We start from the raw sequence: 23,362 nt of genomic DNA, 5'->3' as shown, positions 1-23,362 counted from the left end.
GAGGCGCCGCCCGCATGACGGCAGACGGCATGCGCGGCGAGTGCCCCGGCAGATCGACTTTCGAGCGGGAGACCGGGAGTGCTTCATCAAATCATCGACCGCAGGCTGGCCGGCAAGAACAAGAGCATCGCCAATCGCGAACGCTTTCTGCGTCGCGTCAAGAACTACATTCGTCGTGCCGTGTCCGACGCGGTGCGCGACCGTAGCATCAAGGATATCCAGAGCACGCAGAGCATCACGATCCCGCGCAAGGACATCGCCGAGCCGAATTTCCGGCACGGGCCTGGCGGGCGCCGTGAGTACGTGCACCCGGGCAACGAGGACTACGTCCGCGGCGACAAGATTCCGCGTCCGCAAGGCGGCTCGGGCGGTGGCGGCAGTCAGGCGAGTAACGAGGGCGAAGGTCAGGATGACTTCGTGTTCGAGCTGTCCCGCGACGAATTCATGCAGTATTTCTTCGACGATCTCGAACTGCCGCGCCTCGTGAAGACGCACCTGTTGACGGTGCCGAGCTGGAAGAACGTGCGCGCGGGCTGGTCGGCGGAAGGCACGCCGAACAACATCGACGTCGTGCGTTCGCTCAGAAGCGCGCTCGGCCGGCGCATCGCGCTCGGCTCGCCGCTCGTCAACGAGTTGCGCGAACTCGAGGCGCAACTCGAGGCGCTGAAGAACGACACCGAGGACCGCCGCACGGAAATCGCCGCGCTCGAAGCCGAGATCCATCACCTGAAAGGGCGCATCTGGCGAATTCCGTTCATCGATCCGTTCGACCTGCGCTATATCAATCGCGTGAAGCAGCCGCAGCCGTCGAGCCAGGCCGTGATGTTCTGCCTGATGGATGTGTCGGGTTCGATGGACGAGCAGCGCAAGGATCTCGCGAAGCGCTTCTTCATCCTGCTGTACCTGTTCCTGAAGCGCAACTACGAGCGTATCGAGGTCGTGTTCATTCGTCACCATACGCGTGCGGAGGAAGTCGACGAGGACACCTTCTTCCATTCGACCGAAAGCGGCGGCACGGTGGTGTCGAGCGCGCTCGAGCTGATGCGCAAGGTGATGAACGAGCGCTACTCGCCGACGGAATGGAACATCTACGGTGCGCAGGCGTCGGACGGCGACAACTGGACCGACGATTCGCCGAAGTGTCGCAAAATCCTGGAAGAGGATATCCTCACCAAGACGCGCTACTTCGCGTATATCCAGGTCGCACCGGAAGAGCAGAACCTGTGGCTGGAGTACGCGCAACTGGCGCTGTCGCAACCGCATCTCGCGATGAAAAAAGTCGAATCGGCTGCCGACATTTACCCGGTGTTTCGCGAATTGTTCGAAAAACAGGTGGAAATGTCATGACGACCCGCCACCTGCACAACGAGTCGCGCGGCTACGCGCCGCGCCCTTCCGGCGACGACACGGCCGGCCCTGCCGCATCGCAGCAAAGCGGCCGGACCGAAGCGTCGGCGCCGGCCGCCGACTTGCCCGGAGCCGGGCAAAAGGAAGCGCGTATGAACGTTGCCGAACGCAAGCCGCTGCCGTGCCCGTCCGACTGGACGTTCGAGCTGCTCGAGGAATACGACACGCATATCGCGCAGGTCGCCGAGCAATACGAGCTCGACATCTATCCGATCCAGCTCGAGCTGATCAGCGCCGAGCAGATGATGGATGCCTATGCGTCGGTCGGGATGCCGGTCAACTACCGGCACTGGTCGTTCGGCAAGCACTTCCTCGCGACCGAGAAGAGCTATCGCCGCGGCCAGATGGGCCTCGCGTACGAAATCGTCATCAATTCGAATCCGTGCATCGCGTATCTGATGGAAGAGAACACGATGACGATGCAGGCGCTCGTCATCGCGCACGCGGCGTACGGGCACAACTCGTTCTTCAAGGGCAACTACCTGTTCCGGCTGTGGACCGACGCGCACGCGATCATCGACTATCTCGTGTACGCGAAGAACTACGTCGCCGAATGCGAGGAGCGCTACGGGCTCGATCGCGTCGAGGAACTGCTCGATTCGTGCCATGCGCTGATGAACTACGGCGTCGACCGCTACAAGCGGCCGCAGAAACCGTCGCTGTCGAAGGAAGCCGCGCTGCGGCGCGAACGCGAGGCGTATCTGCAGTCGCAGGTCAACGAGCTGTGGCGTACGCTGCCGGGCAAGAAGCCCGAGCAGATGGAGGAGCAGGACGATCGCTATCCGCCGGAGCCGCAGGAAAACCTGCTGTATTTCGCGGAGAAGAACGCGCCGCTGCTCGAGCCGTGGGAGCGGGAAGTGATCCGCATCGTGCGCAAGATCGGCCAGTACTTCTACCCGCAGCGGCAGACGCAGGTGATGAACGAAGGCTGGGCGACGTTCTGGCACTACACGCTGCTGAACACGCTGTACAACCAGGGCAAGCTGGAAGACGGTTTCATGATGGAGTTCCTGCATTCGCACAGCAACGTGGTCTACCAGCCGCCCGTCACGAAGCCGTACTACAGCGGGATCAATCCGTATGCGCTCGGTTTCTCGATGATGAGCGACATCCGGCGGATCTGCGAGTCGCCGACGGAAGAGGACTACAAGTGGTTTCCGGAGATCGCGGGCACGCCATGGCTGCCTGCGATGCACTACGCGATGCGCAACTTCAAGGACGAGAGCTTCATCGCGCAGTATCTGTCGCCGAACCTGATTCGCGAGATGCGGCTCTTCTCGGTGCTCGACGACGACATGCGCGATTCGCTCGAGGTGTCGGCGATCCACGACGAATCCGGCTACCAGTACGTCCGGCAGGCGCTGTCGCGGCAGTACGACATCCATCATCGCGAGCCGAACATCCAGGTATGGGCGGTGAACACGCGCGGCGATCGCAGTCTCACGCTGCGTCACTTCATGACCGACAACCGCCATCTGTCGAACGACAGCGACGAAGTGCTCAAGCACATGGCGCGGCTCTGGCAGTTCGACGTGTTCCTGGAAAGCGTCGACGAGGCCGGCACCGTGCGCAAGCGCTACGAGTGCCGCTACGTGCCGCCGGAGGTGCGCGTCTGAGCATCGATGGCAAAAGTTTGCATGCAACGCCAGCCTGACGGCTGGCGTTTTCATATGACGAGCGCGCGGCACGAGAAAAATTTTCTACATCCGGACGAACCCGGAGAGCCTGTTACTTTACATTTCGCTAAAATCCCGTGGCGTCGTGCGCCGGAACCGGTGCCACGTGCAACCGCACGCGGCGGCCCAGCCGTCTCGCCCAGAAAGCACTAAAAGGAACAGACCAACCCATGGACGTCCAGACCGACCAAGCTGCGCTGTCCGCGCATGACACCCGGCGGCGCGTGTTCGCCATCGTCGGCGCCTCGTCGGGCAACCTCGTCGAGTGGTTCGACTTCTATATCTACTCGTTCTGCGCGCTGTATTTCGCACCGGCGTTCTTCCCGAGCGGCAATACGACGACGCAGCTGCTGAACACGGCCGGCGTGTTCGCGGCGGGTTTCCTGATGCGCCCGATCGGCGGCTGGCTGTTCGGCCGCATCGCCGACCGGCACGGGCGCCGCGCGGCGATGATGATCTCGGTGCTGATGATGTGCGGCGGCTCGCTCGTGATCGCGGTGCTGCCGACCTATGCGCAGATCGGGGCGCTGGCGCCGGCGTTGCTGCTGGTCGCGCGCCTGTTCCAGGGGCTGTCGGTGGGCGGCGAATACGGCACCAGCGCGACTTACATGAGCGAGGTCGCGCTGAAGGGGCGGCGCGGCTTCTTCGCGTCGTTTCAGTACGTGACGCTGATCGGCGGCCAGCTGTGCGCGCTGCTGGTGCTCGTGATCCTGCAGCAGGCGCTGTCGCATGACGAACTGAAGGCATGGGGCTGGCGTATTCCGTTCGTCTGCGGTGCGGCGGCCGCGCTGATTTCGCTGTACCTGCGCAAGTCGCTCGACGAAACGTCGACGAGCGCGTCGCGCGACAAGAAGGACGCGGGCACGATCCGCGGCGTATGGCAGCACAAGGGCGCGTTCTTCACGGTGGTCGGTTTCACGGCCGGCGGCTCGCTGATCTTCTACACGTTCACGACGTACATGCAGAAGTACCTGGTGAACACGGCCGGCATGCACGCGAAGACGGCCAGCAACGTGATGACCTTCGCGCTGCTCGTCTACATGCTGATGCAGCCGGTGTTCGGCGCGCTGTCCGACAAGATCGGCCGCCGCACGTCGATGATCCTGTTCGGCGCGTTCGCGGTGATCGGCACGGTGCCGCTGATGCTTACGCTGAAGACCGTGACGAGCCCGGTCGCCGCGTTCGTGCTGATCACGATCGCGCTGGCGATCGTCAGCTTCTACACGTCGATCAGCGGCCTGATCAAGGCCGAGATGTTCCCGCCGGAAGTGCGCGCGATGGGCGTCGGCCTGTCGTATGCGGTCGCGAACGCGATCTTCGGCGGCTCGGCCGAGTATGTCGCGCTGTGGTTCAAGTCGATCGGCAGCGAGGAAACCTTCTACTGGTACGTGACCGTGCTGTGCGCGATCTCGCTGATCGTGTCGTGGCGGATGCGCGATCCGAGCAAGGAAGGGTATCTGCGTCACGAACCGTGATCGATCGGGCCGCCCGGCCGATACGGCCGGGTTGTCCGCTGCGGCGTGCAACACGGCGGCACGCAGAACGCAGCACCTCATACGACGGCGCTCCGCCATGCAGGCGGCGCGCCGTTTTTTCATCCGGCGCGGGATCGCGTGCAAGCTCATCGCGGCCCCCGCGATATCGATATCGAAATCGCTTCGTTGTCCGTCGCGGGCGATGCTTTTATTCTGAATCCGTAGTTCGTGTGACACCTCCTTGACTGGGATTCTCGCCCGCTGCGTGCAGCGGGCGTCTTTTTTTGTGCCCGGAACCTGCGTGCCGGCGACCTGCATGCCTCATCACGAATGCCGCAGAGCAAAGCACCATTTGTTGGTTCGGATTCGCCGCACGCGCTGATACGTTAGCGGCTTCGCGACAACACACTGCGTCGCGACGTTCCTCGAACCGGCCGCCGTGCGATCCGCGGCGGCCTTCATAACAAATCAGGTTGTGCTCATGAAAATCCACACTCTCGCTACGTGGCTCGTCGGAGCCGCACTCGTGACGGCCGGCACGGTCGCGCATGCGGACCGGCTCGACGACATCAAGAAGGCCGGCGTGCTGCGCGTCGCGACGTTCGACAGCAATCCACCGTTCGGCTATGTCGACGGCAAGAGCAATCACATCGTCGGCCTCGACGTCGACTATGCGAAGGCGCTGGCCGACAAGCTCGGCGTGAAGCTTCAGCTTCAGCCGACCAACCCGGCGAACCGCATTCCGTTCCTGACCTCCGGCAAGGTCGATCTCGTGCTCGCCAACTTCACGATCACCGACGAGCGCGCGAAGCAGGTCGACTTCAGCATTCCGTATTTCTCGTCGGGCCAGCAGTTCCTCGCGAAGAAGGGCGTGCTGAAATCGGCCGACCAGCTGAACGGCCTGCGCATCGGTGCGGACAAGGGTACGACGAACGAAATCACGCTGCGCGAGAAATACCCGAAGGCGACGATCGTCGCGTACGACGACACGCCGTTCGCGTTTGCCGCACTGCGCGCCGGCAACGTGCAGGCGATCACGCAGGACGGGCCGAAGCTGATCGGCCTGCTTGCGAACGTGCCTGACAAGCAGAACTACGAGATCCCGGCGTTCACGATATCGAACGATTACATGGGTGTCGGCGTGCCGAAGGGCGAGACGCGCCTGCTCGGCTTCGTGAACGATACGCTCAAGGGGCTCGAGGCGAACGGCCACGCGGGGCAGATCTACAACGCGTGGTTCGGGCCGGCGACGAAGACGCCGCTCACGCGCATCTTCCGGATCGGCGACAAGACCTGAGCGGAGTGCGCCGCGATCCGCCGCCGGCCGGGCCGGTGTGCGCGGTTCGCGGCGTTTTCCGTTCTTATCCGTCTCTTCTTATCGCGCGTCTTGCGCGCGCACCACGGCATGCTCGGGTTGGCTCCCAAATATCTGTCCTGGCTCTGGCAGGGCTTTCTGCTGACACTCGGCCTCGCGACCGCGTCGGCCGTCGCCGCGACCGTCGGCGGACTGTTGCTCGCGGTGATGCGGCATGCGCGCGGCAACGCGCTGCGCATGCTGGCGACCGGTTACGTCGTTGCATTCCGCAATACGCCGCTGCTCGTGCAACTGCTGTTCTGGTATTTCGGCGTCGCGTCGCTGCTGCCCGACACGTGGACCGCGTGGCTGAACGCGCGCCATGAAGTGGGCATGGGGCCGCTCACGCTCGCATGGCCGTCGTTCGAATTCGTCGCGGGCTGGATCGGGCTGAGCGCGTACACGACCGCGTTCGTCGCAGAGGAGTGCGAAGCCGGCCTGCGCGGCGTGCGCCGCGCGCAGCACGACGCGGCGGCGGCGCTCGGTCTCACGCCGATGCAGTCGCTGCGCTACGTGGTGCTGCCGCAGGCCGTGCGCATCGCGCTGTCGCCGCTGTTCGGTCAATACATGAATCTCGTGAAGAATTCATCGCTCGCGATGGCGATCGGCGTTGCCGAGCTGTCGTACGCATCGCGGCAGGTCGAGACGGAAACGTTCAAGACGTTTGCCGCGTTCGGCGTCGCGACCGTGCTGTACGTCGCCGCGGTCGCCGCGATCGAGGCCGGTGCATACGCGGCCACGCAATGGCGCGACCGGCTCGGGGCAGGGCGCTGACGATGGATTTCTCGCTGCTGCTCTCCAACCTGCCGTACCTGCTCGTCGGTGCTTTTCCGGACGGCCCGCTCGGCGGCGCCGCGCTGTCGCTCGTGCTGGCGATCGCGTCGGCGCTTGCGTCGGCCGTGCTCGGTGTGGCGCTCGGCGTCGCGATGGCGCTCGCGCGCGGCCCGGCACGCGTGCTGTTGCTCGCGTTCATCGGCTTTTTTCGCGCGATTCCGGTGCTGATGCTGATCTTCTGGACGTACTTCCTGATGCCGATGCTGCTGCACATGGACGTGCCGGGGCTCGCGACGGTCGTCTGCGCGCTGGCACTGATCGGCGGCGCGTATCTCGCGCACGCGGTACATGCGGGCATCGTCGCGGCCGGCGACGGGCAGTGGCAGGCCGGGCTGTCGCTCGGGCTCACCCGCTGGCAGACGGTGCGCTACGTGCTGCTGCCGCAGGCGATCCGGATCATGACGCCGTCGTTCGTCAACCAGTGGGTCGCGCTCGTGAAGGACACGTCGCTCGCGTATATCGTCGGTGTGCCGGAACTGTCGTTCGTCGCGACGCAGGTGAACAACCGGCTGATGATCTATCCGGCGCCGATCTTCCTGTTCGTCGCGGCGATCTATCTGGTGCTGTGCACGTCGCTCGACGGCGCGGCGCGCTGGCTGCTGACGCGCCGTCCACGCGCGGAGCGCATGGCGCAGGCGACGACCGAACGCACGGAACCGGCGCGGTGACGGCGTGCTGCGGCACGCATGCATGATGCGCGCGGCAGATTCCCGGTCGTGATGGTCTGCGGATACCCGCAGCATGCCGCGCTGCCGCAGCGCGAGCGGCGGCGGTCGGATCAGGATGCGCTGTAGCTCGAATTGAAGACCGCGCGCAGCGTGGACGGACCGGTCGCGAAGTCCCCCCACAGCGGGCCGTCGCCCGGTGCGAACGCGAACGGCGACGTATTGATCGACGCGAGGCGGCCGCGCCATTGCGCCGCTTCCTGGCGGAACGCGGTGAGCTGCATGTCGGAGAGCCCTGTCTGCGCGTTCGCGAGCGTGACGAGCGGATCGACCGGGTCGTTCGCGATCCGCACTTCGAAGTGCAGGTGCGGGCCAGTGGCCGCGCCGGTCATCCCGACGGAACCGATGCGCTGGCCCTGCTTCACGGTTTCGCCCGTATTCAGCCCGCGCGCGTACGCGGACAGGTGTGCGTAGTACGTCGAATAGCCGTCCGCGTGATCGACGATCACGTAGTGGCCGTAGCCGCCCGGATCGGTGCCGACGAACGACACGACGCCGTCGGCCGCCGCATTGACGGGCGTGCCGGTCGGCGCGGCGAGATCGACGCCGGTATGGAATGCCATCGCCTGCGACAACGGGTGGATGCGTTCGCCGAAGAACGAGCTGATGCGCGTCCACTTGACCGGCATCGTGAACGCGGCCGCTTCAAGCGGTGCGCCGTCGAGCGTGTAGTACGCGCCGTGCCCGGCGCCTGGCGCGCGGAACCAGATTGCGCCGAATGTGCGGCCCGCGACGCGCAGCTCGAGCGCGGCGAGGTGCGGCGTGCCGTTGTCCGTGTCGTACGCGACGCGGTAGTAGTCGCCGCGCTGTGCACTCGCGCGCATCGCGACCTTGCCGGTGACGATATCGCCGAGCTGGATACGCACTTCGGGCGGCACGTCCAGGCGATTCAGCGTATCGGACAGCGTGAGTTCGATGTCGCCGGCACGCATCCCGTGCTGGCGCTCGGGCGGCGCGAACCGGAACAGGCTCGCATAGCCGAGCATGTCGTTGCGATGCGCGCTGAGCGGGGCGAACAGGCCCGGTTGCGGGTTCCGGTCGTTGCCTCCATTGAGTTCGTTGCGCTCGCCGATCGTGCGCGCGAGCTCGCTCGTCACGAAATGCTGAGCGGTAGGAAACGGCGTGTCGGACAGCACGCGCTGCGGCAGCGCGGCGGTGCCGGAATCGACGGCGCCCGGCAGTTGCGAGACGGCCGGCAGTGCGGCGGCGAGACCGAAGGCGGCGAGGGCGCCGAGCACGGCGGCCGGCACGAGCGCACGCACGAGGCGCTGCGCACGGCCGGGCGCGAAAGCATCAAGGGTTGCGGCAGGCTTGACCAAAAGTGTCCACATCCAGGAAAGCGGTTCAAAGAGGTGTGGGCAGAAGCCATCGGCGGCGCATCCGTCGGGCGACGACGGGGCGGGCGACGGGCGTGCAACAAAACAGGCCCTCCGAAGGGCCTGTGTCGTTTCCGTTCGACCCAACTCGCGGGCAGGCCCGCTTCGAACGGCGGCGTGAGTTTGTCGGGTCGAACCTGATTTATCACGAAGACGCTAAAGAAAGATGACCGCGTCAGTCTACCGATGTTCCGAAAAATGTTAAAAATTTTAAAAAGGGTCGGCTCATTCGTTTCGCACTGCGGAAAATCGGGATGGATCGGCATTTGTTGCGCCGTTTTTCGTCAATCTGGCAATTTTTGCGCGCGTACTCGCAGTGCGGCGGAAGTGCGGACTGCATCGAAACCGGCGTCGAGCATCGCTTCGGCGTCGTTCCACAGATTCCCGCGCAGCCGGTTGGTCCAGATCATCGACGCGAACACGCCTTCGAGCAGCGATACCAGATAGACGGCCGCGAGATGCACGTCGACGTCGGCCGCGAGCTCGCCGGCAGCGATCGCGCGGCGCAGCAGTGCCTTCGCGATGCGCAGCATCTGCAACTCGAGCAGCATCCGGCGCCGTTGCAGCGCGCCGTTCTCCTCGCTCTGTTCGCACTTCGTATAAAGGATCACTAGCACGCGCTGCATCGCGCCGGGCTCGCCGCATTGCTGCAGATAGTGCGACGCGGCGCGGCGCAGCGTGCCGAACGCGGGGAGGGTGTCGCCCGCGTCGAAGCCTTCGGACGTGCGTGCGAACGCGCGGTCGCACATCGCCAGACACACTTCCATCTTGTTGCGGTAATGCCCGTAGACGGCGCCGCGCGACATGCCGGCGGCCTCGGCGAGATCCGCCATCGCCGTCTGCGCGACGCCTTTCTCGAGCAGCACGAGCTCGGCAGCGTCGAGGATCCGGTGCTTGATGGCGAGCGATTCTTCCCGGGTCTTGCGAGCCATGTCGTGAATTTCCTTACAGTTTGCTGTCGTTTTATTGAGACAGTATGACGGACGGATTACAAATGCACATATTTAATCAGTCGTGACTGATTATAATCGGCCACCCTGAGCCGCCGCATTGTATCGGCGGCGAACGATCGAGATCACACATATGAACAACAACAAACGTTCGTTGTCGCGCCGCGCCCGGCTGGCACCGCTCGCGCTCGCGGCCCTGCTGGCCGTGGCCGGATGCGGAAAGGGCGAAAAGGGCAAGGCGCAGGAGGCCATCCAGAACGCGACGGTCGTGACGGTCCGTCCGACGGCCGTGCCGATGACCGTCGAGTTGCCGGGCCGGCTCGACGCCTACCGGCAGGCGGAAGTGCGCGCACGGGTCGCGGGCATCGTCACCGCGCGTACTTACGAGGAAGGCCAGGAAGTGAAGCAGGGCGCGGTGCTGTTCCGCATCGACTCCGCACCGCTGAAAGCCGCGCGCGACGCCGCGCAGGGCGCGCTCGCGAAGGCGCAGGCGGCGGCGCTGGCGGCAAGCGACAAGCGCCGCCGTTACGACGATCTGGTGCGCGACCGCGCGGTCAGCGAGCGCGATCACACCGAGGCCGTTGCCGGCGATACGCAGGCGAAGGCCGATGTCGCGTCCGCGAAGGCGGAGCTCGCTCGCGCGCAACTGCAGCTCGACTATGCGACCGTCACGGCGCCGATCGCGGGCCGCGCGCGACGCGCACTCGTCACCGAAGGCGCGCTCGTCGGCCAGGATCAGGCGACGCCGCTCACGACCGTCGAGCAGCTCGACCCGATCTACGTGAACTTCTCGCAGCCGGCCGCCGACGTCGATGCGTTGCGCCGCGCGGTGAAAAGCGGGCGCGCGACGGGCATCGCGCAGCACGACGTCGCGGTGACGCTGTTGCGCGCCGACGGCACGGCGTATCCGCTGAAGGGCAAGCTGCTGTTCAGCGATCTCGCGGTCGATCCGACCACCGATACGGTCGCGATGCGCGCGCTGTTTCCGAATCCGGAGCGCGAGCTGCTGCCGGGCGCATACGTGCGGATCGCGCTGGATGCGGCCGTCGACCAGCGCGCGATCCTCGTGCCGCGCGATGCGCTGCTGCGCACGACCGATCGCACGTCGGTACGCGTGGTCGACGCGGGCGGCAACGTAAAGGACGTCGAAGTCGTCGCCGACCAGATGAGCGGCCGCGACTGGCGCATCACGCGCGGGCTCGCGGGCGGCGAGCGTGTGATCGTCGACAACGCCGCGCAGTTCGCGCCCGGCACGCCTGTCAAGCCCGTCGAAAAGGCATCGCCGACGCAGGCCGCATCACAGGCGGCCGCCCGTCAAACCTGACCGGTCCGGATAAACCAACATGGCACGTTTCTTCATCGATCGCCCCGTGTTCGCATGGGTGATCGCACTCTTCATCATGCTCGGCGGCGCGTTCGCGATTCGCGCGCTGCCGGTCGCGCAGTATCCGGACATCGCGCCGCCCGTCGTCAGCATCTATGCGACGTATCCGGGCGCGTCTGCGCAGGTCGTCGAGGAATCGGTGACCGCGCTGATCGAGCGCGAGATGAACGGCGCACCGGGGCTGCTGTATACGTCCGCGACGAGCAGCGCGGGGATGGCGTCGCTGTACCTGACCTTCAAGCAGGGCGTAAATGCCGATCTCGCGGCCGTCGAAGTGCAGAACCGGCTGAAGACGGTCGAGGCGCGCTTGCCCGAACCCGTGCGCCGCGACGGCATCCAGGTCGAGAAGGCCGCCGACAACATCCAGCTCGTCGTGTCGCTGACGTCGGACGACGGCCGCATGACCGGCGTGCAGCTCGGCGAATACGCATCGGCGAACGTCGTGCAGGCGCTGCGCCGCGTCGACGGCGTCGGCAAGGTGCAGTTCTGGGGCGCTGAATATGCGATGCGGATCTGGCCCGACCCGGTGAAGATGGCCGGGCACGACCTCACCGCATCCGACATCGCATCGGCCGTGCGCGCACACAACGCGCGCGTGACGGTGGGCGACATCGGCCGCGGCGCAGTGCCGGACAGCGCGCCGATCGCGGCGACGGTGTTCGCCGACGCGCCGCTGAAGACGCCGGCCGATTTCGGCGCGCTCGCATTGCGCACGCAACCCGACGGCTCGGCGCTGTATCTGCGCGACGTCGCGCGCATCGAATTCGGCGGCAACGACTACAACTACCCGTCGTATGTGAACGGCAAGGTCGCGACCGGCATGGGCATCAAGCTCGCGCCGGGTTCGAACGCGGTGGCGACCGAGCGGCGCGTGCGCGCGGCGATGGACGAGCTGTCCGCGTATTTCCCGCCGGGCGTGAAGTACCAGATTCCGTACGAGACGTCGTCGTTCGTGCGCGTGTCGATGAACAAGGTCGTCACGACGCTGATCGAGGCCGGCGTGCTGGTGTTCCTCGTGATGTTCCTGTTCATGCAGAATCTGCGCGCGACGCTGATCCCGACGCTCGTCGTGCCGGTCGCGCTCGCGGGCACGTTCGGCGTGATGTACGCGGCCGGTTTCTCGATCAACGTGCTGACGATGTTCGGGATGGTGCTCGCGATCGGCATCCTCGTCGACGATGCGATCGTCGTCGTCGAGAACGTCGAGCGGCTGATGGTCGAGGAAGGGCTCGGCCCCTATGAGGCGACCGTGAAGGCGATGCGGCAGATCAGCGGCGCGATCGTCGGCATCACGGTGGTGCTGACGTCGGTGTTCGTGCCGATGGCATTCTTCGGCGGTGCGGTCGGCAACATCTATCGGCAGTTCGCGCTCGCGCTGGCGGTATCGATCGGCTTCTCCGCATTCCTCGCGCTGTCGCTGACGCCCGCGTTGTGCGCGACGTTGCTCAAGCCCGTATCCGGCGACCATCACGAGAAGCGCGGGTTCTTCGGTTGGTTCAACCGCTTCGTCGCGCGTTCGACGCAGCGTTATGCGACGCGCGTCGGCGCGATGCTGAAGAAGCCGCTGCGCTGGCTGGTCGTGTACGGCGCTCTGACCGCGGCCGCGGCGCTGATGCTCACGCAGTTGCCGAGCGCGTTCCTGCCCGACGAGGACCAGGGCAATTTCATGGTGATGGTGATTCGCCCGCAAGGCACGCCCCTCGCGGAAACGATGCAAAGCGTGCGCGAGGTCGAGTCGTACATCCGGCACGACGAGCCGGCCGCGTACACGTTCGCGCTCGGCGGCTTCAACCTGTACGGCGAAGGACCGAACGGCGGGATGATCTTCGTCACGCTGAAGAGCTGGCAGGCGCGCAAGGCCGAACGTGATCACGTGCAGGCGATCGTCGCGCGCGTGAACGAGCGCTTCGCGCATACGCCGAACACGACGGTGTTCGCGATGAACTCGCCGGCGCTGCCCGATCTCGGTTCGACGAGCGGCTTCGACTTCCGGCTGCAGAATCGCGGCGGGCTCGACCATGCAGCATTCAGCGCCGCGCGCGAGCAGCTGCTCGCGGCGGGCGGCAAGGATCCGGCGCTCACCGATCTGATGTTCGCGGGCACGCAGGACGCGCCGCAACTGAAGCTCGACATCGATCGCGCGAAGGCGTCGGCGCTCGGCGTGTCGATGGACGAGATCAACACGACGCTCGCGGTGATGTTCGGCTCCGACTATATCGGCGATTTCATGCACGGCACGCAGGTGCGCCGCGTGGTCGTGCAGGCCGACGGGCTGCACCGGCTCGATCCGGGCGACGTGAAGAAGCTGCGCGTGCGCAACGCGCGCGGCGAGATGGTGCCGCTTGCCGCGTTCACGACCTTGCACTGGACGCTCGGGCCGCCGCAGCTCACGCGCTACAACGGCTATCCGTCGTTCACGATCAACGGCTCGGCCGCGCCGGGCCACAGCAGCGGCGAAGCGATGAGCGCGATCGAGCGGCTCGCCGGGAAGCTGCCGGCCGGCGTCGGCCACGCGTGGTCGGGGCAGTCGTTCGAGGAGCGGCTGTCGGGCACGCAGGCGCCGATGCTGTTCGCGCTGTCGGTGCTTGTCGTGTTTCTCGCGCTCGCGGCGCTATACGAGAGCTGGTCGATCCCGTTCGCGGTGATGCTGGTCGTCCCGCTCGGCGTGATCGGCGCGGTGCTGGGCGTCACGCTGCGCGGAATGCCCAACGACATCTACTTCAAGGTGGGGCTGATCGCGACGATCGGGTTGTCGGCGAAGAACGCGATCCTGATCGTCGAAGTCGCGAAGGACCTGGTCGCGCAGCGCATGTCGCTCGTCGACGCCGCACTCGAGGCGGCACGCCTGCGGCTGCGGCCGATCGTGATGACGTCGCTCGCGTTCGGGGTCGGCGTGCTGCCGCTCGCGTTCGCTTCAGGCGCCGCGTCCGGTGCGCAGATGGCGATCGGCACCGGCGTGCTCGGCGGCGTGATCACGGCGACGGTGCTCGCGGTGTTTCTCGTCCCGCTGTTTTTCGTGATCGTCGGCCGCCTGTTCGACGTCGGCCCGCGCCGACGCGGCGGGGCGCAGCCGGCGACGATGGAGGGTTCGCAATGATGTTTGCGTGTAATGCACGCGCGACGCTGAAGGTTCAACTGGCGCTGGCCGCGGCGCTCGCGCTCGCGGGCTGCTCGCTCGCGCCGCGCGACGAGCGGCCGGCCGCGCCGGTGCCGAGCAGCTACGCGCCGGTCGACGACGGCACCGTGGCCGCCGCCGCGACGCCGGCCGATGCCGCGCTGCTCGACGACTGGCGCGCGTACTTCACCGCCCCGGCGCTGCAGGCATGGATCGACGCGGCGCTGGCGAATAATCGCGATCTGCGGATCGCCGCCGCACGGCTCGACGAAGCGCGCGCGCTATACGGCGTGCAGCGTGCGGACCTGATGCCGTCGGTCGATGCGAATCTCGGCTACGAGCGCACGCGCCAGTACGACCCGGTCGTGCGCGAGAGCGCGGTGAGCGGGCTGTATCGTGCGGGCGTCGGTGTCAGCGCGTACGAACTCGATCTGTTCGGCCGTGTGCGCAGTCTCTCCGATGCGGCGCTGGCCGAGTATTTCGCGACGGCCGACGCGCAGCGTACGGTGCGCATCGGCGTGATTGCCGAAGTCGCCGGTGCGTACGTGTCCGAGCGTTCGTTGCACGCGCAACTGGCGCTGGCGCGTCGCACGCTCGACGCACGGGAACACATCGCATCGCTCACGCAGCGTCGCTACGCGGCCGGCACGAGCGATGCGATCGAGTTGCGTTCGGCGCAGATGCTCGTCGCATCCGCACGTGCGTCGCAGGCCGCGCTGGAGCGCGAACACGCGCAGACCGTGCGAGCGCTGCAATTGCTCGCGGGCGACTTCGCGCGCGACGTGCCGGCCGGCGGCAGCGCGCTCGACACGCTCGCGATGGCGCCGGTGGCGCCCGGCGCACCGAGCGCGCTGCTCGAACGGCGGCCGGACATCCGGCAGGCCGAGTCGCGGCTCAAGGCCGCGAACGCGCAGATCGGCGCGGCGCGCGCGGCGTTCTTCCCGCGCATTGCGCTGACGACCGACTACGGCTCGGTCAGCGACGCGTTCTCGGGCCTGTTCGCGAGCGGCGCGAGCGTGTGGACGTTCGCGCCGCGCATCACGCTGCCGCTCTTCGCGGGCGGGCGCAATCGCGCGAATCTCGACGTCGCGAACGCACGCAAGCACATCGCGGTCGCGGAATACGAGAAGACCGTGCAGACTGCATTCCGCGAAGTGGCCGACGCGTTTGCCGCGCGTGACTGGATCGACCGGCAACTGGACGCGCAGCAGGACGTCCATACGGCGGACGGCGCGCGGTTGAGGCTCGCCGAGCGCCGCTATGCGGGCGGTGTGGCGACCTATCTCGAACTGCTCGACGCGCAGCGCAGCACGTACGAGTCGGGGCAGGAACTGATCCGGCTCAAGGCGCTCAGACTCGCGAACGCAATCGCGCTGTATCGCGCGCTGGGCGGCGGGTGGGCGCCGGCATCGGCCGACGAGTCTGCCGCGTGATGTCGTAGCCATGCACGGCGACGGGCTGCGACGCGCGGTGACGCGTCGTCGCTGCCCTCGCCGGCGGGGCATTTCTTCTGCCGACGCATCGGCAGAAAGCGGCGACGCCCGCAGCTGTGCGTCGTCGTGATCTTCATTCTTCCGCCCGGTTATCGACCTGAAGCACCGCCTTCGGCTCGTCAGGGGCGCAGCGGCCGATCGGGTCGCCGCGCGGCACGAATCCGTGCCGACTTCCTTCCTTTTCCTTCCTCCGTATCGATGCGCCGATTGTCTCGGCGGTGCGTGGCATTACGTGCGTTTTTCGAAACTGAATTAACGATTGGATTAATTCACATATTGAAATCAATGGGGTGGCAAAGTGTCGCGGTAAAACGTTTGTATCGATTCGCAATCGTTTGCGCGATGGATTTAGGTTGGCGGAAATCGACCATTAATTTCCTGTCATTTGGGAATTTCTGGAATTTTTCGTTGTGAATCGGCAACTGTGGCGGTATCGGACAGGGTTTTGTCATTCGGCTGCATGTGTTCGCGAAGGTCTGTGCTCGCAAGGGACGGCGGGTGATGTTCGACACCGATCCGGAAAAGTATTTGATTTTCAATCGACTTTCTGAAATTAAAAAAGGACTGCAAAAGAAAATTCATGAATTAAAAATTGCAGGGGTGTAATTCATCATAAAGAATGAAAGGACAGCAATGTCATTTTATATTTAACAATGATTTACAGAATTCTTTCATTGTTATCTCGATAATGCCGCCTCGTGTCGGACGGGAGCCAACCACACGCTGCCTTTTGTATCCGCCACGTCGTCCATTCGCATTGCAACCCATACGGAAAACATGATGAAAAAATCCCTCCTGACCGCTGTCGCACTTGCAGCCCTGTCCACGTCGGCCTTCGCGGACGGCACCGGCACGATCAACTTCACGGGCGAGATCGTCGCGGGCGCGTGCGGCATCGATTCGGGCTCGGTCAACCAGACCGTGAACCTCGGCAAGGTGCCGACGCACGTGTTCAAGCAGGCCGGCGACAAGTCCACGCCGACCAACTTCGACATCCAGCTGACCGACTGCGACACCAGCATCGCGCAGAACGCGTACTTCACGTTCACGGGCTCGTCGAGCTCGGGCCAGCCGAAGCTGATCGCGACGATCGGCTCGGCCACCAATGTCGGCATCCGCCTGCAGGCTGCATCGGGCGAATACCTCGACAACGGCGCCGAGCAAAAGGCACCGACGCTCCTGCAGAACGGCACGAACGTCGCACGCTTCGCGGCCATGTACGAAGCGACGGCAGCCGGCGTGACGCCGGGTACCGCTGACGGCGTCGCGAACTTCACGGTCCGCTATCAATAAGCGTCCGTGCCGGGGAAGGGGGGCACCCTTTCCCCTTCTTCCTTTTCCTCCCGCTTTTCTTAGTCGGACTTCCCGAGCACCGCGTGCGAATCAGACATTCCTTCCTTTGCGTCTCCGTGCTGGTCGTCGGCAGCCAGAGCCATGCGACGGAATTCAATTCATCGTTTCTGAACATCGACGGCTCGAACAATGTCGACCTGTCGCAGTTCTCGCAGCCCGATTTCACGCTGCCGGGCGAGTACATGCTGGACGTGCAGGTCAACGACCTGTTCTACGGGCTGCAGGCGATCGAGTTCATCGCCGTCGACGATTCGGGCGCGGGCAAGCCGTGCCTGCCTCCAGCGCTCGTCGCGCAGTTCGGGCTGAAGCGCTCGCTCGCGAAGGATCTGCCGCGCTTCCAGGGCGGCCGCTGTGTCGATCTGGGCGCGATCGAAGGCGCGACGGTGCGTTACCTGAAAAGTGACGGGCGGCTCAAGATCACGATTCCGCAGGCCGCGCTCGAATTCACCGATTCGACGTACCTGCCGCCGGAGCGCTGGTCCGAAGGGATTCCGGGCGCGATGCTCGACTATCGCGTGATCGCGAACACGAACCGCAATTTCGGTACGAGCGGCACACAAACGAATTCGATCCAGGCCTACGGGACGATCGGCGCGAACTGGGATGCATGGCGCTTTCGCGGCGACTACCAGGCGCAGTCGAACGTCGGCAACACGGCGTACGCGGACCGCACGTTCCGCTTCAGCCGGCTTTATGCGTTTCGCGCGCTGCCGTCGATCCAGTCGACGGTAACGTTCGGCGACGACTACCTGAGCTCCGACATCTTCGATACGTTCGCGCTGACGGGTGCGTCGATCCGCAGCGACGATCGCATGCTGCCGCCTTCGCTGCGCGGCTATGCGCCGCTGATCTCGGGCGTCGCGCGCACCAATGCGACCGTGACCGTGTCGCAGGCGGGCCGCGTGCTGTACGTGACGCGCGTGTCGCCGGGCGCATTCGCGCTGCAGAACATCAACACGAGCGTGCAGGGCACGCTCGACGTCGCGGTCGAGGAAGAGGACGGCAGCGTACAGCGCTTCCAGGTGACAACGGCTGCCGTGCCGTTCCTCGCGCGCACCGGCCAGTTGCGCTACAAGGCCGCGCTCGGCAAGCCGCGCCAGTTCGGCGGCGCCGGCATCACGCCGTTCTTCGGTTTCGGCGAAGCCGCATACGGGCTGCCGTTCGACGTGACCGTATATGGCGGCTTCATCGCCGCATCGGGCTATACGTCGATCGCGCTCGGCGTCGGCCGCGATTTCGGCGCGTTCGGCGCGGTGTCGGCCGACGTCACGCATGCGCGCGCCCGCCTGTGGTGGAACGGCGCGACGCGCAACGGCAACTCGTACCGCGTGAACTATTCGAAGCACTTCGACGGGCTGGATGCCGACGTGCGCTTCTTCGGCTATCGCTTCTCCGAGCGCGAATACACGAACTTCGCGCAATTCTCGGGCGACCCGACCGCGTACGGCCTGGCCAACAGCAAGCAGCGCTACTCGGCGACGATGTCGAAGCGTTTCGGCGACACGTCGACTTACTTTTCGTACGACCAGACGACCTACTGGACGCGCGCGTCGGAGCAACGCGTCGGCCTGACGCTCACGCGCGCGTTCTCGATCGGCACGCTGCGCAACCTGAACGTCAGCCTGTCGGCATTTCGCACGCAGAGCGCGGGCGCGAGCGGCAATCAGTTCTCGGTCACCGCGACGCTGCCGATCGGCGGGCGCCACACCGTCACGTCGAACCTGACGACGGGCAGCGGCAGCACGAGTGTGAACGCGGGATATATCTACGACGATCCGGACGGCCGCACGTACCAGGTCAACGCGGGCGCGACCGACGGCCGCGCCGCGGCGAACGCGAGCTTCCGCCGGCGCACGTCGGCGTACCAGCTCACCGCACAGGCATCGACGGTCGCGAACGCGTATGCGGCCGCGTCGCTCGAGGTCGACGGCTCGCTCGTCGCGACGCAGTATGGCGTGTCCGCCCACTCGAACGGCAACGCGGGCGACACGCGCCTGCTGGTGTCGACCGACGGCGTGCCCGACGTGCCGCTGTCCGGCACGCTCACGCACACCGATTCGCGCGGCTATGCGGTGCTCGATGGGATCTCGCCCTACAACGTGTACGACGCGACGGTCAACGTCGAGAAGCTGCCGCTCGAGGTGCAGGTGTCGAACCCGATCCAGCGCATGGTGTTGACCGACGGCGCGATCGGCTTCGCGAAGTTTTCCGCCGCGCGCGGCAGCAACTTGTACCTGACGCTGACCGATGCGCTCGGCAAGCCGTTGCCGTTCGGCGCATCGGTGCAGGACGCGGCGAACGGCAAGGAGCTCGGCATCGTGGGCGAGGGCGGCGCCGCCTTCCTGACCCAGGTGCAGCCGAAATCCGTGCTCGCGGTGCGGGCGGGCGAACGCACGCTCTGCACGGTCGACACGCTGCCGAACCAGCTCCAACTCGAAGGCACGCCGATTCCGGTCACGTGCCAGATGCCCGGCGAACCGCATGCAGCGGCCGCGCGGAACGAACGATGACTTCACGGATACTGCGATGAACCATGCTTTTTCCCTTTCCTTCCTGCGGCGCGCGCCGGGCGCGCTCGCCGTCGTGTCCACGCTGTTCGCCGGCACCGCGCATGCGGCGATCGTGCCGGACCGCACGCGCGTGATCTTCAACGAAGGCGAACAGGCCGCGATCGTAACGATCACCAACAAGAGCACGACGTATCCGTATCTCGTGCAGTCGTGGCTCGAGGACGCCGACGGCAACAAGATCACGTCGCCGCTGATGGTCGTGCCGCCGCTGCAGCGCGTCGAGGCGAACGAGCGCAACGTGCTGCGTATCGCGAAGCTGCCCGGCGCCGCGTTGCCGGCCGACCGCGAATCGGTGTTCTACCTGAACATCCGCGAAGTGCCGCCGAAGACCGATACGCCGAACACGCTGCAGATCGCGCTGCACACGCAGATGAAGCTGTTCTACCGGCCGAAGGGCGTGCAGCCCGCGCGCGACGAAGACTGGACGCTGCCGATGACGCTGCGCGTCGATGCGGCCGCGCATCAGCTCGTGTTCGACAACCCGACGCCGTATCACGTGACGGTGGTCGACGTGAGCTCGGGCGCGCAGAAGACGCGCGTGCCGATCGAGCCGGTCATGGTGAACCCGATGAGCACGGCGGACGTGCCGTTCAAGGCCGCGACGCCGGCGACGCTGTTCGTCACGCATATCGACGATTACGGCGGCCAGGTGGCGGTCGAGTATGCGTGCGAGGCCGGTGCCTGCAAGAGCGTGAAGAAATGAGCGGCGTGCGACGCAACGCCATCGCGGTGACGCAGCCTGCCTGGCTCAGGTGGGGCATGCTCGCGCTGTTGATCGGGCTGGCCCAGCCGGCGTGGGCGGTGCGCTGCATTGCGAACGAGGGGGGCACGATGCTGACCGAGGCCATCGGCAACGTCGCGTCGTATCCGACCGATGCACCGGACGGCTACGTGATCTGGGTGTCGCCGCCGCGCACGACGACGGGGTATTGCTACAAGGATCTCGGCGGCGACATGAAGAAGTTCGGCGAGTGGATCTATTTCTACGCGAACCCCGAACAGCAGAATCCGGCCGCGTGGGGGCTCGAGATCGGCATCCGCTATCTCGGCCAGGATTATTTCGGCCGCAGCAGTCAGCCGGGCGACGGCGTACAGACGAAGACGTACGTGGATCCGTGCACGCTGAGCGACGCCGACGTCAAGGCCGGACGGTGCACGCGGTTCCCGCTGAGCATCACGTATCAGGTGGTGGTGCGCAAGCGCGGCAACTGGGTGCAGCCGCCGTCGGACATCTACGCCGTGTTCCAGTTCGACGGCAAGGGTGGCCTGAACTACATCAACCCCAGCTTTCGCTACAAGCTGAGCGGCCTGCGGAACCTGAAACCAACGCCTTGCTTGGTCGACGTGAAGGTCACGCCGGAACCCGGCGTCGTGAAGTTCGGCCAGGTCCAGGCGACCGGCAACGGTTTCTCGCCGGCGGTGCCGCGCAAGTCGTTCAGTCTCGCGCTGACCAAGCAATGCAACGTGGCGCTGCGCGTGGACGGTTACTTCGAGACGTCGCAGACCGTGCGAAACGGGCTGCTCGTGCCGGACTCGAACAGCAACTTCGGGATCGGCATCGAGGACCGCAACGGCACGGCGATCCCGTTCAACCAGCAGTTCGTGCTTGCGCAGATGCCGGGCAGCGTGAACTACCAGAGCGTGACGCTCGACGCGGTGCTGAAGGCGTTCGGAGCGCCGAAGATCGGCCCGTTCAACGGTACGGCGACGATCCGGCTGTTCATCTACTGACGCATGCGGCGCGTGCGCCGCTGCCCGTCAGCATGAAAAAAGCGCCGGGTTGCCGGCGCTTTTTTCAAACTCGCTGCGCGATGCTCAACGCACCCAGCGGCACACCTTGTGGTGGTGGTGCTCGAAGTGGCACACGCGGTGCGGGTGGGCTTCGGCGATGGCCGGCACGAGCACGGCGGCGGCAACGACGGCTGCGGTCAGGGTCTTGAGTAGCGTCTTCATGTTGAGGTCCTGTCGTTCAGTATCGGATCACGGGAAGGGAAAGGCATTACCACTGCGGTCGCTGATCGTCGTGGTGATCGTCATGACCGCCGGGATGCCGCGCTTCCCAGTCGCGGCGCTCCCAGTAGCGATGTCCGTCCCAGTAGCGATCGCCGTGCCAGCCAATTGTCACTTCGGCCGGGCCGGCAGGGTACGCAACACACCCGGTCAGCATCACGCTGGACAGCGCGCCGACCATGACTGCGGATAACACGATGGTCTTCATGTTGTTCTCCCTTGGAAACAGCAATTCGATCGTACGAGCCCCCAAAATTTCACGTCGTAATAAGTTGCTACCGTAAATGACAAGCCCGCCCGTTTCGTCGGCGTGTTGAAAGATCGTGTCGGTGCCCCGCAAGGCGGCCGCGTGGCCCCGACATTCGGCGCATGCCAGGTCCGGCGCGGATGTTCGATGCATATCGATCGCCGTGCAACTCCTTTCATCATGAAAGCTTCGGCGTGCGGGCCGATTGACGACCGATACACATTCGCCCGGGCGGCGATTCCGCCAATTGATCGGACAAATCCGGATGAGCGAAAGGTAAATCGGGTAATGTGATTGAGAATGATTTGCGTTTACGTTAAATTGCGCTATCTCGGAATTTGACGGAGCAGATCGATGGCAATGGCGGAAGTGCTCGAACGACCGGCGGCGGCAACGGCAAACCCGTTCCTCGGCAGTTATCCGGACCTGCCGCCGCGCGCCGCGCAGCGTGCGAACCGGGCCGCGGAGCGGCAGGTGCAGGGTGCGCTGCTCGACGTGCTGATTTCCCATCGGGCGATGCTGGTCAACGTCGCGCGCGGTTTCGTCGGCTGCGCGAGCCGGGCCGAGGACGTCGTGCACGACGTGTTCGTGAAGCTCGTCGAATTCCCGAACCAGGATGCGGTGCGTCAGCCGGTCGCCTACGTAACGCGGATGGTGCGTAACGCCTCGATCGACGCGTGCCGCCGGCAAAGCCTCGAGAACGTCTATCACACGGAAGAGGACGACGGCTTCGACGTGCCGTCGCCGGAGCCGACGCCCGAAGCCGCGCTGCTGACGCGCGACACGCTGCGCCGCGTATGGGCCGCGCTCGACGACCTGCCGGCGCGCAGCCGCGCGGCGTTCGAGATGGTGCGGTTGCGCGAGGAAACGCTGCAGACCGCGGCGCGCGCGCTGAACGTGTCGCAGACGCTCGTGCATTTCATGGTGCGCGACGCGGAGCGGCACTGCGCGGAATGTCTCGACGCGTGCCATCGCGGCGTCGCGTGCCCGGTGTTTCTCGGCGGTCGTGCGCGGCGGCGGTAAAAAATCGCGCCGGCCAATCGTCTTCAAAACAGGAGCGGCCAATGCGACAGTTCCGACAGTTCGCCGGGTTCGCCGTTTCGCCTCCTTCAACCGTCTTCCGCTTTTTTTCGATCATGACGCAAGCCACGACGCCTTCCTCCGACATCGACGACCTGGTCCACACGGTCGTCATCAACGACGAAGAACAGTATTCGATCTGGCCGACGTTCCGGCCCGTGCCGGCCGGCTGGCGCGAGGTAGGCGTGCGCGGCACGAAGGCCGAGTGTCTCGCGCACATCGAAACCGTCTGGACCGACATGCGCCCGGCGAGCCTGCGCCGCGCGATGGACGGCGAGCGCGCATCGCGCGCGTCGTGACCCGCTGCGCCGGG

The 23,362-nt window shown here is 65.5% G+C and carries 20 protein-coding genes; 15 read left to right on the top strand and 5 right to left on the bottom strand.

Annotation, left to right across the window (positions count from 1 at the left end):
• Positions 1-78: 78 nt before the first annotated feature.
• From DIE13_RS02945 to DIE13_RS02920, 6 genes are all read left to right on the top strand, one after another.
• Positions 79-1,347: a YeaH/YhbH family protein gene (locus DIE13_RS02945; protein WP_124825760.1), complete on the top strand. Its 1,269-nt coding sequence runs from the start codon at positions 79-81 to the stop codon at positions 1,345-1,347.
• Positions 1,344-3,023, top strand: coding sequence for a SpoVR family protein (locus tag DIE13_RS02940; RefSeq protein WP_124825759.1), 1,680 nt, complete (start codon positions 1,344-1,346; stop codon positions 3,021-3,023). The genes DIE13_RS02945 and DIE13_RS02940 overlap by 4 nt, the downstream gene beginning before the upstream one ends.
• 230 nt (positions 3,024-3,253) lie before the next feature.
• Positions 3,254-4,558, top strand: a complete 1,305-nt coding sequence (locus DIE13_RS02935; protein ID WP_124825758.1) for an MFS family transporter — start codon at positions 3,254-3,256, stop codon at positions 4,556-4,558.
• Positions 4,559-5,039: 481 nt separating this feature from the next.
• On the top strand, positions 5,040-5,855 hold the full coding sequence (locus DIE13_RS02930) for an ABC transporter substrate-binding protein (protein WP_124825757.1): 816 nt from the start codon (positions 5,040-5,042) through the stop codon (positions 5,853-5,855).
• Between the two features lie 108 nt (positions 5,856-5,963).
• On the top strand, positions 5,964-6,686 hold the full coding sequence (locus tag DIE13_RS02925) for an amino acid ABC transporter permease (protein WP_124825756.1): 723 nt from the start codon (positions 5,964-5,966) through the stop codon (positions 6,684-6,686).
• A 2-nt stretch (positions 6,687-6,688) separates the two neighbouring features.
• Positions 6,689-7,414 carry an amino acid ABC transporter permease gene (locus tag DIE13_RS02920; protein WP_124825755.1) on the top strand — a complete coding sequence of 242 codons (726 nt, stop codon included), beginning with the start codon at positions 6,689-6,691 and terminating at the stop codon, positions 7,412-7,414.
• Between the two features lie 110 nt (positions 7,415-7,524).
• Here the strand turns inward: DIE13_RS02920 and DIE13_RS02915 are convergent, their stop codons facing one another.
• Positions 7,525-8,802, bottom strand: a complete 1,278-nt coding sequence (locus DIE13_RS02915) for a M23 family metallopeptidase (RefSeq protein WP_124825754.1) — start codon at positions 8,800-8,802, stop codon at positions 7,525-7,527.
• A 329-nt stretch (positions 8,803-9,131) separates the two neighbouring features.
• Entirely contained in the window at positions 9,132-9,779 is a 648-nt protein-coding gene (locus DIE13_RS02910; protein WP_124825753.1) for a TetR family transcriptional regulator, read from the bottom strand.
• 151 nt (positions 9,780-9,930) lie between these two features.
• Here DIE13_RS02910 and DIE13_RS02905 point away from each other — a divergent pair, with 151 nt between their 5' ends.
• Genes DIE13_RS02905 through DIE13_RS02895 form a run of 3 tightly spaced genes read left to right on the top strand, consistent with a single transcriptional unit; the run spans position 9,931 to position 15,729 of the window.
• Entirely contained in the window at positions 9,931-11,121 is a 1,191-nt protein-coding gene (locus DIE13_RS02905) for a MexX/AxyX family multidrug efflux RND transporter periplasmic adaptor subunit (protein WP_124825752.1), read from the top strand.
• Positions 11,122-11,140: 19 nt separating this feature from the next.
• Positions 11,141-14,278, top strand: coding sequence for a multidrug efflux RND transporter permease subunit (locus DIE13_RS02900; RefSeq protein ID WP_124825751.1), 3,138 nt, complete (start codon positions 11,141-11,143; stop codon positions 14,276-14,278).
• A complete protein-coding gene (locus DIE13_RS02895; protein WP_124825980.1) occupies positions 14,278-15,729 on the top strand; it encodes an efflux transporter outer membrane subunit in 1,452 nt (483 codons plus the stop codon). Before DIE13_RS02900 ends, DIE13_RS02895 begins: the two co-directional genes overlap by 1 nt.
• A 441-nt stretch (positions 15,730-16,170) precedes the next feature.
• On the opposite strand, the gene DIE13_RS02890 is transcribed toward DIE13_RS02895, so the two are convergent.
• Complete coding sequence (locus DIE13_RS02890) at positions 16,171-16,371, bottom strand: hypothetical protein (protein ID WP_124825750.1); 201 nt, start codon at positions 16,369-16,371, stop codon at positions 16,171-16,173.
• Between the two features lie 198 nt (positions 16,372-16,569).
• Between DIE13_RS02890 and DIE13_RS02885 the strand changes: the two genes are divergently transcribed.
• The 4 genes from DIE13_RS02885 to DIE13_RS02870 all read left to right on the top strand — a co-directional run bounded on the left by DIE13_RS02885 (position 16,570) and on the right by DIE13_RS02870 (position 21,443).
• Positions 16,570-17,082, top strand: coding sequence for a fimbrial protein (locus DIE13_RS02885; protein WP_124825749.1), 513 nt, complete (start codon positions 16,570-16,572; stop codon positions 17,080-17,082).
• Positions 17,083-17,198: 116 nt separating this feature from the next.
• The gene (locus DIE13_RS02880) at positions 17,199-19,652 is read left to right on the top strand and encodes a fimbria/pilus outer membrane usher protein (protein ID WP_124825979.1); all 2,454 of its coding nucleotides are present in this window, start codon (positions 17,199-17,201) and stop codon (positions 19,650-19,652) included.
• A gap of 16 nt (positions 19,653-19,668) precedes the next feature.
• Complete coding sequence (locus tag DIE13_RS02875; protein ID WP_124825748.1) at positions 19,669-20,415, top strand: molecular chaperone; 747 nt, start codon at positions 19,669-19,671, stop codon at positions 20,413-20,415.
• Complete coding sequence (locus DIE13_RS02870) at positions 20,412-21,443, top strand: fimbrial protein (protein ID WP_124825747.1); 1,032 nt, start codon at positions 20,412-20,414, stop codon at positions 21,441-21,443. The genes DIE13_RS02875 and DIE13_RS02870 overlap by 4 nt, the downstream gene beginning before the upstream one ends.
• Positions 21,444-21,527: 84 nt before the next feature.
• Here DIE13_RS02870 and DIE13_RS32770 read toward each other — a convergent pair whose 3' ends face one another.
• Positions 21,528-21,665, bottom strand: a complete 138-nt coding sequence (locus tag DIE13_RS32770) for an HHHH-motif protein (RefSeq protein WP_175786783.1) — start codon at positions 21,663-21,665, stop codon at positions 21,528-21,530.
• Positions 21,666-21,711: 46 nt separating this feature from the next.
• Positions 21,712-21,930, bottom strand: a complete 219-nt coding sequence (locus tag DIE13_RS02865; protein WP_124825746.1) for a hypothetical protein — start codon at positions 21,928-21,930, stop codon at positions 21,712-21,714.
• A gap of 393 nt (positions 21,931-22,323) precedes the next feature.
• On the opposite strand from DIE13_RS02865, the gene DIE13_RS02860 reads away from it, so the two are divergent.
• Positions 22,324-22,992, top strand: a complete 669-nt coding sequence (locus DIE13_RS02860) for an RNA polymerase factor sigma-70 (protein WP_124825745.1) — start codon at positions 22,324-22,326, stop codon at positions 22,990-22,992.
• A gap of 113 nt (positions 22,993-23,105) precedes the next feature.
• A complete protein-coding gene (locus DIE13_RS02855; protein WP_124825744.1) occupies positions 23,106-23,348 on the top strand; it encodes an MbtH family NRPS accessory protein in 243 nt (80 codons plus the stop codon).
• Positions 23,349-23,362: the final 14 nt, after the last annotated feature.

Source organism: Burkholderia sp. Bp9016, assembly GCF_003857765.1.
In the GTDB taxonomy this organism is placed as follows: domain Bacteria; phylum Pseudomonadota; class Gammaproteobacteria; order Burkholderiales; family Burkholderiaceae; genus Burkholderia.
This window is presented reverse-complemented; position numbering and strand designations above follow the sequence as displayed.